At 55.1% G+C, this 14,907-nt stretch carries 11 protein-coding genes; 4 read left to right on the top strand and 7 right to left on the bottom strand.

The features are described from left to right. Entirely contained in the window at positions 1–840 is an 840-nt protein-coding gene (locus VFA09_05005) for a DMT family transporter (protein HZU66619.1), read from the top strand. Between the two features lie 95 nt (positions 841–935). Here the strand turns inward: VFA09_05005 and VFA09_05000 are convergent, their stop codons facing one another. The 4 genes from VFA09_05000 to VFA09_04985 form a co-directional block, all read right to left on the bottom strand. After that, entirely contained in the window at positions 936–1,721 is a 786-nt protein-coding gene (locus tag VFA09_05000) for a cyclase family protein (protein HZU66618.1), read from the bottom strand. A gap of 64 nt (positions 1,722–1,785) precedes the next feature. After that, positions 1,786–2,220 (bottom strand): type II toxin-antitoxin system PemK/MazF family toxin, encoded by a 435-nt coding sequence (locus VFA09_04995; GenBank protein ID HZU66617.1) that lies wholly within the window; start codon positions 2,218–2,220, stop codon positions 1,786–1,788. A gap of 27 nt (positions 2,221–2,247) precedes the next feature. Next, the gene (locus VFA09_04990; protein HZU66616.1) at positions 2,248–2,580 is read right to left on the bottom strand and encodes a hypothetical protein; all 333 of its coding nucleotides are present in this window, start codon (positions 2,578–2,580) and stop codon (positions 2,248–2,250) included. 202 nt (positions 2,581–2,782) lie between these two features. After that, positions 2,783–4,981 (bottom strand): serine/threonine-protein kinase, encoded by a 2,199-nt coding sequence (locus tag VFA09_04985; protein HZU66615.1) that lies wholly within the window; start codon positions 4,979–4,981, stop codon positions 2,783–2,785. 430 nt (positions 4,982–5,411) lie between these two features. On the opposite strand from VFA09_04985, the gene VFA09_04980 reads away from it, so the two are divergent. Further along, positions 5,412–6,707 carry an MFS transporter gene (locus VFA09_04980; protein HZU66614.1) on the top strand — a complete coding sequence of 432 codons (1,296 nt, stop codon included), beginning with the start codon at positions 5,412–5,414 and terminating at the stop codon, positions 6,705–6,707. Between the two features lie 29 nt (positions 6,708–6,736). On the opposite strand, the gene galK is transcribed toward VFA09_04980, so the two are convergent. The 3 genes from galK to VFA09_04965 form a co-directional block, all read right to left on the bottom strand. Beyond that, entirely contained in the window at positions 6,737–7,918 is a 1,182-nt protein-coding gene (gene galK / locus VFA09_04975; GenBank protein ID HZU66613.1) for a galactokinase, read from the bottom strand. A 99-nt stretch (positions 7,919–8,017) separates the two neighbouring features. After that, entirely contained in the window at positions 8,018–9,343 is a 1,326-nt protein-coding gene (rho, locus tag VFA09_04970) for a transcription termination factor Rho (protein ID HZU66612.1), read from the bottom strand. 313 nt (positions 9,344–9,656) lie between these two features. Further along, positions 9,657–10,532, bottom strand: a complete 876-nt coding sequence (locus VFA09_04965; GenBank protein ID HZU66611.1) for a zinc-ribbon domain-containing protein — start codon at positions 10,530–10,532, stop codon at positions 9,657–9,659. A 305-nt stretch (positions 10,533–10,837) separates the two neighbouring features. Here VFA09_04965 and VFA09_04960 point away from each other — a divergent pair, with 305 nt between their 5' ends. Beyond that, complete coding sequence (locus VFA09_04960; GenBank protein ID HZU66610.1) at positions 10,838–11,905, top strand: glycoside hydrolase family 76 protein; 1,068 nt, start codon at positions 10,838–10,840, stop codon at positions 11,903–11,905. Positions 11,906–12,000: 95 nt separating this feature from the next. After that, complete coding sequence (locus VFA09_04955) at positions 12,001–14,685, top strand: DEAD/DEAH box helicase (protein ID HZU66609.1); 2,685 nt, start codon at positions 12,001–12,003, stop codon at positions 14,683–14,685. Positions 14,686–14,907: the final 222 nt, after the last annotated feature.

The raw sequence follows: 14,907 nt of genomic DNA, 5'->3' as shown, positions 1-14,907 counted from the left end.
ATGAGCAGTACACTCGCGACCATTGTTTTCGGTCTTGCCGCTTCCCTGTTCTGGGGGAGCGGCGATTTTAACGGAGGGCTTGCCTCGCGCCGTGCCACAGCCTCGAGCGTTGTGGTTGCCGCCTACGCCGTTGGATTTGTGCTGCTGGTCGTGCTGGCGCTATTATGGAGAGAGCCATTTCCCAAGTCGCTCGATATTTTCTGGGGAGGATTAGCCGGATTGGCAGGAGCTATCGGGCTGGTTTCATTTTATTCGGCACTTTCTATTGGGCGCATGGGTATTGCCGCTCCCATTTCCGCCGTGCTGACCGCCGGTCTACCGGTTATCTTCAGCGTATTCACGGAAGGATTGCCAAACCTGCTCCAACTGGGCGGATTCGTCCTGGCTCTGTTAGCAATAACGCTGATCTCACGCCCGGAGCCTGCCAGGGGGCGACCAGAGGGTATCGGGCTGGCATTGCTGGCTGGAACAGGCTTTGGGTGCTTTTTTATTCTCATCAGTCGCGTCACTCATGGTGAGACCTTCTGGCCGCTTGCTGTGGCGCGTTTCACGTCCGTTCTCTTCTTGTTGATTATGGCATCCATTCGCCGGCAGCCCATGCGGCCCCAGCTTGCAGTTACTCATCTCATCCTGCTGGCCGGAGTGCTGGATGCTTTCGGCAATGTATTTTTCGTCCTTGCCTCCCATAGCGGTCGGCTCGATGTCGCTGCCGTTCTCTCTTCCCTCTATCCCGCGGCGACGGTCATCCTGGCTGCGCTCCTGCTGCGCGAGCGCGTGACGCGCATCCAGGGGATTGGGATTTTGTTGGCATTGATAGCGGTACCGATGATCTCGGTATAATCATTAAAGCTCCATTCCCCAATGCTGGCTTCATCCAGGCCAGATTCCCTGTATTGGATAGGTTGTATTTTACCCAGGGTAGAAAGACGGGTCTTTTAAACAATTGCGATCGGTCGCACGGGCGAACCTGTTGCCCCGCGCAGCTTGAGAGGCAGGCAGATAAAGGTAAATTCGTAGCATTGCTCGCGGGCCAGCTCCTCCAGGAAGAGGTTTTCTACAATGTAGATGCCGTGGCGCACCAGCAGGATCAGATGTCCGGGCAGCGTGACCTGAAGATCGGGGTCGATAACGCCGAGTTCGTCCCAGGCAATATTGTCGGCTCCAACTGCCCGCACCCTGAGACTGGCAAGCCAGGATGATGCATCTCCGCTCACGCCTCCCGCCTGCAGGTAGGTGGTCGGGTCCTGCCAGGTCGCTCCATTGCCGGTTCGAACCAGCACCACATCTCCCTCGCCTATAGCGGTTCCCTGATTCCGGGCTACTGTTTCTAATTCTGACTGCCGGATCTGGTCACCGCTCCCGATACGATCTACGCCCCGGTGACGGGCGACATCGAGCAAGACCCCGCGCGTAATGATGGGAGTGATGGTTTCCGCGCCCAGTTCTGTGAAACCCTGCGAGGTTTGAATGCTGGGATTGATCTCCCGCCTGCCGTACAGGTGTACGTCCTCGGCCTGGTGGCACAACGCATCGATATGCGTACCCGAATGCTCAGTTGTGTACATAAAGCCGGAGGCACTCGTGCGCCTCTCTGCCGTGCCCGGCTCGTGATGGCGGTGAAGCGTGTAGACGTAGCCGGGCGCGTGGCTCGCCAGAACGGGAGCGCCAAAATAGCGCGGCTGCTCTAGATCATAGACACGTGCATTGGATGGTATATTCATAATAGCCTTCCTTCTCCTGAGGTGTAGGGACCAGATAGATTTATCGCGTCCAGAGAGGAGCTATTCATGGTGCCAGGCCCAGGCTCAATTTCAATGCTGTATCAACGCGCGCCATATCTTCACTTGTAACCGAACCACGACGGCGCATGAGGCGGGATTTTTCGATGGTCATGAGTTGCTCGCACTTCACGTCCGTATAGTCGGTAAGCCCGTTTTCTGAAGTGGGTGCGATGCGTACATGCAGTGGCAACTCCCGTTCGGTGCGGCTCATCGAGGCGACAATCGTCAGTGGATAGGTGAGCGATGCATTACCACGATCATTCTGGATGATAAGGGCGGGACGTGTGCCCTGTTGTTCGGCACCACGTCCTGGAGACCAGTTGACGTCCCAAATCTCACCACGCCTCGGGCTGGGAGGCGTATGTGGTGGGGGTGAAGGTTGACTTATTTCTTGTTGTTGAGGGCTGGGCGGCGTTGATGCCCTTGCCTCACTACTCATGCAACTACCTTAAAACTTTACATAACGCTACGCAACGGTAAAGATACCTTCCTGGCTGGCATGAAAAAAGAATTGGGCGTCTTTAAGAGTTTCTGGGAGGGAACCGAGGTAGTCGTAGGCTTCATCGAGTAAGTGACTGGAGGAGGAAAGGTGCTGCTCGCGTTTCGAGATGATTGCTGCTTTCAACTGTTCGTAATTATCCTGGCGCATTAACTCCATAATGGTCTCCACTACATCTCCGAGAGAGGCTTCAAGCTCAACGGCGAGGGCTTTTAGCTCCTTATGTTGCGTTGAGGGGATCTGTATCGATTTGCGGACGAGGTTCTCATGACGATAATAGTCGGGTTGAACAACAGCCATGAACTGCCTCCTGCTAGTGCAACTAACACACGGCGTCTATCCATCTTGCCAGGCTGCTAGCGCAGCCCATGCTTTGTGTTCAGGCAAGACAATAGAAGAAACAAGCCTTTCACACTGTTCTAATTGTAAACGGAGACTTCCGAAAAGTCAATAATTGGATTTTTCCAAAATGCTAAAAATGGAAAGCACTTACTTTGAAATGTTATGGCACCTGTAATACTCGTACCGTCTGGTCGTCGCTAGCAGACGCGAAACGACTGCTATCCGGCGCCCATGCCACATCCTCTACTTCGTTGCTATGGCCGTTGTAGATGGCCAATTTATTGCCTGTATTGGGGTCCCAGACCTGGATAGAGGTATCACTGACCGCCTTCGTATGATCGCCACCACCCGAGACGATTTTCGTGCCATCGGGCGACCATGATACCGCGACAACAAAACTGCGGTGGCCGGTATAGACGAGGAAGCGGCTTCCACTCGAGGAGTCCCAGACCTGCACAGTAGAGTCATCGCTGGCCGAGACAATGCGCCGGTCATCGGGCGACCATGCCAGTGATAATACCTCGTTGGAATGACGACTATACGTGAGAATCGGCATGCCGGATAGAGCATCCCAGACCTGCGCGGTATAGTCGCCACTGCCCGAAACGATGCGAGTGCCATTATGTTCCCAGGCCACGCAGTTGATATAGTGAGTATGGCCCGTGTAGGTGATGAGGCTCGTCTGACCGGCAACGTCCCAGACCCTGGCAGTTTTATCGCCACTGCCTGAAACAAGCATAGATCTGTCAGGCGACCAGGCGACAGAATTTACATGTCCTGTATGGCCTGTGAGTCTGGAGATAAGCATTCCAGAAGAGGCATTCCATATTCTTATGATATGATCATCGTGTCCTGAAGCCAGGTAGTTGCCATCAGGTGACCATGCCACACTATCGGTCGCACTGAAACTATCGCTCAGGATCAGGGCAGTGACTCCAGAAGAGGCATTCAATATTTCTATGACCTGGCTATTGCCGGCGGAGGCCACAAATTGCCCATCGGGAGACCATGCGACGGTGTATTCTTCGGCGGGCCCGGCGTGAGAAAATAGCTCTGTTATCGCTAAAGTGGGGGAATTGGGATTTGTGGTTCCCGTTGATGAAGATTGAGCTGTGGGAGAGGATTGAGTCGTGGTCCCTGATTTCGCCGGATGTGTGGCGGCAGAGGTGGGGTGATTCGTGCTTGTAGCAGCGGATGGTACCAGGAAAAATTTAGCCAGTGCGGCCCCACTCCCCACAGCGGCCGCCACCAGGACGGCGCCGCCTATGAAGGCGCGACGCGACATTTTGCGCTTTTGTTGTATGCCAGGCTGATCAGCAGCAGTGATTGCTCCTGGCAGAACGGGTGGTAGAGGAGTTACCGGCGATGGTAGGATATGTGACTGGTACACATCCGGTATGGGAGTGGTTGGGTCAGTCTGGGATATATAGGGCGGCCCTGAATTGACCGGGGCGATGGGAGGCGCGGGTTCTCGGACGGGCGCCGCAAGAATGGTGGGTGGTACTGATGGTACAAACAGGAATGGATTGGAGCCTGGAAGCGTTGGTAACTCTTGCTGGCTGGCCTGCTCTAAGGCGAAAGCGAATGCCTCAACCCGCGCAAAACGCTGCTCCGGGTCTTTAGAGAGCGCCACCATCACCACGCGCTCGACATCAGGAGAGAGCAGCGGAGAGGCGGCACGCAACGATGGCGGAGCCGTAAACATGTGCTGCGTCGCTATTTCGGTGAAAGAGCCCTTGAATGGACATGCGCCGGCCAGCCATTCGTAGACGATAACGCCGAGTGAGTATTGATCGCTGGCCGGTCGTGGTTTCCCATTGATCTGCTCCGGCGCCATGTAGGAGATGGTACCCGAAATATCCAGCGTTGGCACGGAGCGCGAGGTCTGGGAGATGGTAGCGATGCCGAAATCGCTGAGCACTACCGCATTATTCTGTGCCACGAGCATATTTTCGGGTTTCACGTCACGGTGAATCAGCCGTTGATCATGCGCGTATTGCAGCGCGGCGGCGATCTGTTTGGTGTAGGAGACGACGGTGGACAAGGGAAGGCGTGTGCCGCGCGGGTGGCGCTGGCGCAGCGTTCCGTTGGGTGCATACTCCATCACGAGAAATGGTGTACCGCTATCTACGCCGAAGTCCAATACGCGCACAATATGCGGGTGCATCAGGCGAGCAATGGTGCGGGCCTCGGAAAGAAAGCTGCTCATCGTATCAGGAGTAAGCTGCGCGTGCAATATCTTTATCGCAGCCTGTGTCTGGAGATACACGTGCTCGCCGAGGTAAACGTCGGCAAAGCCGCCTTTTCCCAGCAGGCGAACCAGGCGATAGTTACCCAGTTGATTTCCCGTACGGTCCATATCGCGGCCCTCTTTTCTGTCGAGCGGGGCCGATTGATCGGTCCCTACATTCACTGAGACTCGCAGAATTCCTCCCCTGATGCCCACGATCCTCTTCCCCATATCTGGTATCTTCATCCTCGATCATAGATTAGAACATAAATACGCTAGCGGATAACGTTTAAATCTCTAAGCTATTTTCCACCTCATCTACAATTATGCATGAAATTGAGGTTGAAAGCAAGAAAATGAATCACGTTTTTGCGGTGAAATCACTCACATCTTTCAAACTTAGAAGGTCGAAAGCCGATTTGGCAATTTTTGTAAATCATATGGCACTTTATGTTATGGTATTGACAAATTTTGAAGAAATATGTTAAAAATAACATATAAATGGCAAAAATTACTACGTACATGATGTTATTGAATAAAAAATGAGGAGAAAACCAGCATGCTTGCCGTCTTACGACAGCGTAACTTCTCGCTACTCTGGTCTGCCGGGTTGATTTCCATGATTGGCGATTGGATGCTGTTCATCGCCTTACCGATTTACGTGTATAAGCTGACCGGCTCTGCCCTGGCTACCGGCACGATGTTCATCGCGGAAATGATTCCCAGCTTGCTGCTTGGTTCAGTGGCAGGGGTGTTTGTGGATCGCTGGGATCGCAAACGCACTATGGTGATTTCCAATCTGCTGCTGGCCCTTGGTCTGCTGCCTCTGCTCCTGGTACATTCAACCGCCTGGTTATGGGTGGTATACATAGTTGCGTTCGTCGAATCTGTGCTCACACAGTTTTTTACTCCCGCTGAAAGCGCACTTTTGCCGTTGCTTGTAGGCGAAGAGCACGTGGGGCCTGCCAATTCTCTCAATTCACTGAATAAGAACATTGCGCGACTGATTGGCCCACCCCTCGGCGGTATCGTAGCCGGTCTGTCTGGCCTGCCTGCTATAACTCTCGCGGATGCAGCCTCCTTTCTGATTGCCGGTGGTATGATCGCCCTCATCGCGGTGCAGTCGAGGGCTTCAGAAGAAGAGAGTACAGGAATATCTACTCCTGCGAATAGTCTGCATCCACTGGTAGCTGTCTGGCGCGAATGGTTGGAGGGTCTGGGACTGGTGAAGAGAGAGCGAGTGGTTTCCATTATGTTCGTGCTGTTCGCGGTAACATCGCTGGGCGAGGGTGTTTTCGGAATCTTGTTCGTGGTTTTTGTGTATAGAATACTGCATGGAGGTGCGCTGCAACTTGGCGAGCTGATGGGAGCGCAAGCGGTAGGTGGCCTGATTGGTTCAATGCTTGTGGGATATGTTATTAAGATCATAACTCCATCTCGCCTGCTGGGAATAAGTGGGATTCTGTTCGGTTTGATTGATCTTGTGATATTCAACTACCCTGCTTTCTTTCCAGGTTTTACCCTGGCCGTGATCCTTTTTGTACTGGTAGGGGTGCCGGGCGTAGGCACATTGACCAGCGCATATACGCTGCTGCAGACTGCTGTCACAGACGAGTACCGGGGGCGCATCTTCGGCGCTCTTGGCACGACTGGCGCGTTATTTATGCTGCTTGGTACGGTCCTGGCCGGCTTTTTAGGCGATCACATTGGCGTTGTGACGGTGCTTAATACGCAAGGAGCCGTCTATGTCCTGGCAGGGGGATTTGTGCTTGTAACTCTGTTCAATTTCAAAATCAGTGCTAAGACTGAGATTCTGGGAGAACAGGAGCAGTCGCAGGCTGCTGCGATGCCATAGGTTGCCAAATTTTTTCCAACGCTATTCAATCATTCCGCCTTTTTGGCGTTCAAAACGACCCCGGCTCCCGCGGCAGGCGAAAATACGTGGAACACCGGCAATTTAAACCCTCGCCGCTCGAAATGGCGCAGCGCCGTTGATTTCAGCCCTTCCACGTCGGCCTGCTTCATCAAAGCAATCGCGCTGCCGCCGAAGCCCGCTCCCGTTAGCCTCGCCCCCAGCGCGCCGGCCCGCGCTGCCAGTTCCACGAACGTATCCAGTTCCGGCGTCGAAATTTCGTAATCATCGCGCATGGAACGATGTGACTCGTACATCAATTCACCGAAGCGCGTAAAATCTTGTCGCCGCAAAGCCTCAACAGCCTGCAACACGCGTTCATTTTCGGTAACCACGTGCCGGGCGCGCCGCAACTCCTCGCCCGCGAGCCTGTCCAGGTCTGACACCTTTGCGTCTCGCAACTGTTTTACGCCCAGCGTTGATGCCGCCTGTTCAGCTACTTTGCGCCTGGCATTATATCCCGTGTCCCCCAGCTTGCGTGAAACTCGCGTATCACAGACGAGGAGCGTCAAACCGGCGCTTGCCAGGTCTAGAGGGACCTGCTGCGCTTCAAGCGAGCGGCAATCGATTAGCAGCGCCATCCCTTCCCTGCACAGCAGCGAGGCATATTGATCCATAATGCCGCTATTGACGCCCACAAAAGCATTTTCGGCTCGGCGGCAGAGTACCGCCAGGTCTTTGCGTGAAATATCGAGATGGAAGTACGCGGCGAGTGCCAGCGCGGTTGCGGCCTCTATCGCCGCGGAGGAAGAAAGCCCACTTCCCAGCGGCACATCGCCGGCAAATGCGCCCTGAAATGCCGGGATAGCATGGCCTTGCTCCTTCAATGCCCATACCACGCCGCTCGGGTAGTCGGCCCAGGATCCCACCTTTTGTTCTGTAAGCGCGCGAAGCTCCTGAAAATCCGTCGAATAGAGCCATGTCTCACCGGGCTGATGAATCGGCGCTGGGCGCGATAAATCGGCCCCTACCCGTAGGAGTCCAATGGCCACGGCTACGCGCCGGCTTACCGCGCACGGCAGCACAAACCCTTCATTATAATCGGTATGCTCTCCGATCAGATTGATCCGCCCCGGCGCGCTCGCAATCAACACCGGCTCTTCGCCAAACTGCTCGCGATATGCCTGTGCCGCTCGCTGCTCGATAGGCCGCATTGATGTTCTCCTTGTTTAGGGCAACCGCCAGGGGGCGCGCCTACCCTGGCGGTCGCCCTAAACACTATCTTGCCAGTCTTGAACTTTCTTATTTGTTTATTATGCCATGCCCTTCTTGAGCGTTGCCAGGAACTCGACGTTGTTCCTGGTTTTGGACATCTGTTGCAGGAATGCTTCCATTGCCTCCAACCCTCGTTGCTCGCTCAGCGTGGAGAACATACGACGCATGGTGATGACGGCCCGGTATGTCTGGTCGTCGTAGAGCAGCTCCTCGCGGCGCGTGCCGGAAAGCGAGATGTCGATAGCGGGGAAGATGCGCCGCTCGGCCAGTTTGCGGTTCAGCACCAGTTCCATGTTGCCGGTGCCCTTAAACTCCTCGTAGATTACATCATCCATGCGGCTGCCCGTATCTACCAGCGCGGTCGCGATAATCGTCAGGCTACCGCCCTCCTCGATCTTGCGTGCGGCGCCGAAGAAGTGTTTCGGCAATACCAGCGCGGCGGGATCAAGACCACCGGATAAACTGCGCCCGCTCGGTTCCACTGCCAGGTTATAAGCCCGGCTCAGGCGCGTCAGGCTATCCAGCAATACCACTACGTCCAGTCCTGATTCCACCAGGCGTTTGGCATGCTCCAGTACCATCTCGGCCAGGCGTGTATGCGCCTCGGTCGGCTCATCGAAAGTGGAACTGACCACCTCTCCCTGTACGGAGCGCTTCAGGTCGGTAACCTCTTCTGGCCGCTCACCGATCAGGGCTACCAGCAGGTAGACATCGGGATGATTCTGGGTGATGGAATTGGCGATGGATTTGAGCAGCATGGTTTTGCCGGCCTTAGGAGGAGAAACGATCAATCCACGCTGCCCGCGGCCAATCGGAGCAACCAGGTTGATCAGGCGGCCCGACAAATTGCCGGGAGTTGTCTCCAGATCAAACTGCTCGCGTGGAAAAATGGGCGTCAAGCTATCGAAGTGGGGGCGATTCCGCGTCACTTCAGGATCAAGCCCATTGACTGCCTCCACTCGCAGCAAGCCTGCGAATTGTTCGCGATCTTTGGGGGGTCGAATCTGGCCTGCAACCAGGTCACCCTGGCGCAAATTGAAGCGCCGGATTTGCGACGCGGAGACGTAGACATCCATTGGCCCCGGCAAGAACCGTTCCGCGCGCAGGAAGCCAAACCCATCAGATACGATGTCCAGTACGCCGGATCCAAAGAATGCATTCTGTGAATCGGGAACCGCCTGCTGCTCGCGAGCAGCAGCGTTCTGGTTTTCAAGCGTTTCAAGATCGCTTCGCTCAACATCTTGAGTACGAGTGTAAGGTTCTGTGATAGGGGCGTATCCTTGTGGTCGCCCGCCGGCGTACTCTGTGCTGGATGAATCGGCATGCTGTAGTAGTCGCCGGTTTCTTACATCTGTGTTTGTCATAAGGTATGTATCGAGGGCGAAGCAGTAGGGTTACCCATTCGCCCCGCTCCTTTCTGTAATCAGTAATCCTCTTCTGGAAAAGGGAATGCCATGAACCAGGGATTACAAAGTCAGGGTTCATGGGGGATAAGAAGATTGGAAAGTAATGTCGAATGTAGAGCTCATCGCTCTTCATTTATGTAAACAAAAGAATTCCCTATCGTATTCCCAGCTAAAATTCGAAGCGTGCAGACCGGCAACCAACGAGTAGGGCGGAGTAAACTCCCCCACCCCACGTCCACCACAACCCCCACTCCTACCGGTGCGTGTTGCCTCAAAGTGTCCATAGCCTGGCATTGCTGAAAGCTACTTCTGTCGCATGGCTGTAAACGACGGCGTAGACGCCTATTTGACCCGAATGATAGCCTGGGTCGGTTACGCTGGCTATACGCTGCTGATTCACGTAGAGCGTCATGCTGCTGCCTTGCGCGACAACTCCGAGAACGTTCACCGCGTTCAAGCCCTGGCGGATTGCCGGGCTTGTCCCTCCTTTCAAGACCGAGAATTTCGAGCCATTCACAACCTCAAATCCATAGGTTCCATTCTGTCCCACATAGAAATCGTAAAACTGGTTTGGATTCGTGTTCTCAACGCGCAGGAGGATACCACCCGCATCTCCCTGGATGATCTTCATCGAAACCTCGAAAGCGAAGTTGCTGAAGTTGGTGGCGTTGGCTGTACAGTAGTCGGAGAAGCGCGGGTCCGGCGCAATTACATGGTATGCGCCGCCTTTAAATGCGCAATTCCTATTCACGTCCCATTGCTGGCTCCCGTTGTTGGCGGCCAGCGGATCGGTAAACGCCAGCTTTCCAGTATGAGTATATGGGTTTCCTACCACCTCTGTAGGGACAGCGCCTGGTGCCTGTGCTGTTCTCGCAGTATGCTGGAGATGAACAGAGGAAGCGTTCGCATTGTAAATAAGCAGGCCCGCCCCCACCAGGACAAGTATAAGGACAGGAATCAGGATGACAAGAGCCCTTGAGAAGCGGCGAGACGATCTCTGTGCCAGAGGGTCTGTAGGGGAACCCTGCCTGGAGGACAGGTAATCCCTTGTCGTCACCTGGGGCGAAGTCTGCTCGCTTACCTCGCCGCAGTTGGGGCAAAACCTCGCGTTCGACGGGAGCAACGTTCCGCAGGAATGACAAGACATGCTCAAATCTCTCCATTCTATCGTTATGTATCGGGTTGCAATCATGGCCTCATCCATCTTCCCGACTTCTCTGATGTAATACCGGAACCGTTGCGAAAAGGTTTCAACCAGTACAACTATCTCATCTTGCCCGAAATCACATCAATATATGTTATACTGTTCTTCTGAACAGAAGAGATTCAGACTGTAAGTCCTGGAAAGGATTGAGTGTGCCTGCAAGCAGTGCCAATTTCTGGAATACCTTCAAGAGAATCCTCCTATTTGTGTGCCTTCTCATCCCAATCTTCGGCCTCCGGCTCTTGATCATGGACAGCATGACGGACCAGGTCTATCCGCTCAATGGCAGCTATCGTGCTTACGCGGATAGCGGCATCGTAGCATTACAAAGCATGTATAATGTGACCAGCGGAGGATGGTTGGATACGCTCTGGTGGCAGCAGGCGGTAGCCCTGGGGACGGTCATCGATTACTCATCGCGCGCATCCACTATCTACACAGATGATATCGCCACAACGTTCAATGCCGATAAATTTACCGGCTTTCTCAATGGCTACTATGATGACGAGGGCTGGTGGGCCATCACCTGGATCAAGGCCTATGATCTGACAGGCAACCGTGAATACCTCAACACGGCAAAGTCTATCTTCAAGGATATGGCGGGCGGATGGGACTCCAGGTGCGGGGGTGGCCTCTGGTGGGACAAGGCCAGGACCTACAAAAATGCCATCCCTAATGAACTATTCCTCACTATCGCCGCGCGCCTTCACCAGCGTACGCCGGGTGATGTGGCAGGCGGAGGACGTTACCATGCCAGCTACATTGATTGGGCAAACAGGGAATGGCAGTGGTTCAAAAGCAGCGGCCTGACCAACTCTTCGGACCTGGTCAACGACGGGTTAGCAATAGATGGCAAGAGCTGCCAGAACAATGGCGAGAATACCTGGACATATAATCAAGGCGTTATCCTCGGCGGCCTGGCCGACATGTATAAGATTAGCGGTGATGTATCCTATTTATCCCGGGCCGAAGCGATCGCCGACGCCAATATGCTCACCAACGTCGACGGCAACGGTATTCTCTACGAAAAGGGCTGCGAGCCAACCGGCGATTGTGACGATGATGGAGCTATATTTAAAGGCATCTTCATGGAAAACCTTTATTACCTCTATACGGTAGATGGAAAGACGACGTATAGAGATTTTATCCTGAAGAATGCCAGCGCCATCTGCGTGTATAACCGCGATAGCTCGAACAATTTCGGGCTGCACTGGGATGGTCCATTTGATAGATCGCAGGCCAACCGCCAGAGCTCGGCTATGGAAACCCTCAATGCCGCCATCGTCCTTACCGTCCCCAAGGGTAGAATCGCGTAATCTATCACCCTGGAGGTGCTATTCGGCGGCTTGTCCATATGCAGGCAAGGTGCTACAATGAAAACAATGAAGATTGTAGCTGTTAGAAACGTGAAATGAAAGAAACCATGGACGGACAGGCAGGAATAGGGCCTGAGATTCAGCAGGAAATTGAAGCGTTTGCGGCGCGTTACCCGTTTCCCCTCGATCCTTTTCAAATAGAGGCCATTATCCATCTCGCGGAAAACCGTTCGGTGCTGGTTGCCGCGCCCACCGGTACCGGCAAAACACTCATCGCCGAATACGCTATCTGGCGCGCGCAGCAACAGAACCAGCGTGTCATCTATACGACCCCTCTCAAGGCGCTCTCCAATCAGAAGTTTCGCGACCTGCGCGCCCAGTATGGTCAGGATGCCGTGGGCCTGGTTACCGGCGATATCGTGGAACACAGCCGCGCCTCTATCGTCATTATGACGACGGAGGTCTATCGCAACATGCTGCTGGAAGATGGCGGCGACCGTTTCGCGGAAGGGGAAGCCGGCAACTCTTCCACGCTGGGAGATGTCGGCTACATTGTCTTCGATGAACTGCACTACCTCAGCGATATCGAACGCGGCCCCGTGTGGGAGGAGGCGATCATCTGTTCGCCGCCCAACGTGCAGCTGGTCGGGCTTTCCGCCACCGTCAGCAATGCCCAGGACCTGGCCGATTGGATCAGTCGCGTACATCGTCCTGTCTCCCTCGTCGTCCATGAAGAGCGTGCCGTGCCACTGGACCACTATTACTTCCTCGATGGCAAACTGTACCTGGTGCAGGACGCCGCCGGCAATCGCGTCAATCGCTTCCCCAACGTTGGCGGTGAGGCACGCGCCGCTATGCTCATGGGTCGCAATCGACGCTACAAATTCGGCTACGATGAAGAGGATGAAGAGGATGAAGACGAATGGAACTACCGGCGGGGCCGTAGGGGCCGATTCATCGCGCCCACCGTCGATTCATCGGCCTCGCGCTCCCAGGATGCTACGAACGACGCAGATGGCAACGACATTACAGCAGAGAATCGTAACGAGGCAAAGGTAGAAGGCGAACGCAGGCCCAGACGCCCGGTAGAGCATAAGACGCCTGAGCCTGGCGAAGTCCTCACCGCCCTGCGCGACGCTGATCTCTTGCCCTGCCTCTACTTCCTGCCGGGGCGTAAGGTCGTTGAAGAAGCCGCCATGGGTGCCGCGCTGCATCTCTTTACCACGCCGGAGGAGCAGGTGCGCATCAAAGAAGAGATCGACATCTGGCTCGAGCACCTGCCCAAAGAAGACCGCACCTTGCAGCAGGTCCACGCGCTGGCCGATATTTTGCCGCGCGGCCTGGCCTTTCACCATGCTGGATTGCTGCCAGGACTCAAGGTGCTGGTGGAGACGCTTTTCGCCCGCGGCTACCTGCGCGCCGTCTTCGCCACCGATACCCTCGCTCTCGGCATCAATATGCCCGCCCGCGCGGTTGTCGTTGGCAGTCTCAGTAAATTCGATGGCCAGGAAATGCGCCTGCTGACTCCCAATGAATATCGCCAGCTGACCGGACGTGCGGGGCGGCGCGGCATGGATGTCCATGGAGCGGCCGTGATCCCTTATTCGCCGTGGGAGCCGTTCGAGGACTCGTTCCAGCGCATCACCGGCGAATTGCTGCCCGTCACCTCGTCATTCGTCATTCGCTACAACTCCGTCCTCAACCTGTGGCGTCCAGGTGATATCAAACACCTGCGCCGTATCTGCGCTTCGAGCCTGCGCGAATATCAACGCTACGTCCTGTGGGAGCAACGCGAGATGACGCGGCTTGAGCGATTGGAGGCGCGCCAGCAGAAGGGCAAGAAGGCGGGCAAAAAGAAAGGCCTCGCTTCCCAGGGCGCGATAGAAGCGCTGGAAAAAAGGCGCAAAAGGATTGGAGCTTACCCATTGAGCCGCGCCGGTGCCGCCGAGCTTGACGGCACCGTCTTCACCCTGCGCACGCTCAATTATATCGACCAGGATGACCAGCTGACAATCAAGGGGCGCTTGCTGCGCAGCATCTTCCACCAGGCCGGACTCGCCATCGTCGAAATGATTGTGGCCGGTGTGCTGGATGAACTCTCGCCGGGTGAACTGGCCGACGTGTGCAGCTGGTTCACCTTCGACAACGACCGCCGCCTCAACAATCGCAATGTCTTGAATGCCCACCTGGTGCAGGTACGCCGCGAACTCTGGCGCATCATGCAAAACATCCATGACATCGAGCAACAGGCACACATCAGCATTACCCCCAACATCATCCCCGATTTTCATGGTGTGGCCCTCTCCTGGTCGCGCGGCATGTCCCTCAACGGCCTGTTGCGCCGCATCGATCTGGCCGAAGGCGATCTCCTGATGCTGCTCAACCAGACCATCGACCTCTTGCAGCAGGTACAGGCAGCCGTGGGCCAGGTGCTGGATGCACGCGATATCTGGCAGCAAAATGAGGCGGAGATGCTTCGCTTCGCTCAGCATGACATGCCTGGGTCTGAGGCGGAGATGCTTCGCTTCGCTCAGCATGACATGCCTGGCTCAAAATCCGCCCTCAAACGCGCAAGAAGGCAGGCCGAGCAGCTGGCGCTCTACCGCGAACGCCTGGAACAGCTTCGTCCGAAGCTCGCGCAGGCTTCCCTCTCCTTGATTCGTGGCATCATCATTCAGAGCCGTACCGTTCCATCGATGGTCGCTCGCGTCGGTGACGAGGAAGTGCCACTGGATGCCGAAGAGGATACTGAGCCATCCGATGTTATCGAGGGCGTGTAGCCTATCTCTCGGACTTCTTCAAATTTCACCGATTTATTCATCATATAAAATGCTTAATTATTAGCAATATCCCTTAAATTTTTGTAACTACTCAGGTAGTCTGAAATGAAGGAAGGACAGGATGACCGCGCAACGTGGCCTCCAAAGCAGAAAGCAGATCCACGCCCTGCTTGCGCAACGTCGACAAATAACCGCGGATGCGACAAAAGGCCGTCGCTCCCG

The sequence above is a fragment of the Ktedonobacteraceae bacterium genome, from assembly GCA_035653615.1.
In the GTDB taxonomy this organism is placed as follows: domain Bacteria; phylum Chloroflexota; class Ktedonobacteria; order Ktedonobacterales; family Ktedonobacteraceae; genus DASRBN01.
Note: the sequence above shows the minus strand (reverse complement) of the source record. Positions and strands in the feature narration are given on the sequence as shown.

Excerpts from the sequence above, each read along its gene's own strand:
- VFA09_05005 (HZU66619.1), top strand. The coding sequence starts at position 1 with ATGAGCAGTACACTCGCGACCATTGTTTTCGGTCTTGCCGCTTCCCTG.
- VFA09_05000 (HZU66618.1), bottom strand. The coding sequence starts at position 1,721 with ATGAATATACCATCCAATGCACGTGTCTATGATCTAGAGCAGCCGCGC.
- VFA09_04995 (HZU66617.1), bottom strand. The coding sequence starts at position 2,220 with ATGAGTAGTGAGGCAAGGGCATCAACGCCGCCCAGCCCTCAACAACAA.
- VFA09_04990 (HZU66616.1), bottom strand. The coding sequence starts at position 2,580 with ATGGCTGTTGTTCAACCCGACTATTATCGTCATGAGAACCTCGTCCGC.
- VFA09_04985 (HZU66615.1), bottom strand. The coding sequence starts at position 4,981 with ATGGACCGTACGGGAAATCAACTGGGTAACTATCGCCTGGTTCGCCTG.
- VFA09_04980 (HZU66614.1), top strand. The coding sequence starts at position 5,412 with ATGCTTGCCGTCTTACGACAGCGTAACTTCTCGCTACTCTGGTCTGCC.
- galK (HZU66613.1), bottom strand. The coding sequence starts at position 7,918 with ATGCGGCCTATCGAGCAGCGAGCGGCACAGGCATATCGCGAGCAGTTT.
- rho (HZU66612.1), bottom strand. The coding sequence starts at position 9,343 with ATGACAAACACAGATGTAAGAAACCGGCGACTACTACAGCATGCCGAT.
- VFA09_04965 (HZU66611.1), bottom strand. The coding sequence starts at position 10,532 with ATGTCTTGTCATTCCTGCGGAACGTTGCTCCCGTCGAACGCGAGGTTT.
- VFA09_04960 (HZU66610.1), top strand. The coding sequence starts at position 10,838 with ATGGACAGCATGACGGACCAGGTCTATCCGCTCAATGGCAGCTATCGT.
- VFA09_04955 (HZU66609.1), top strand. The coding sequence starts at position 12,001 with ATGAAAGAAACCATGGACGGACAGGCAGGAATAGGGCCTGAGATTCAG.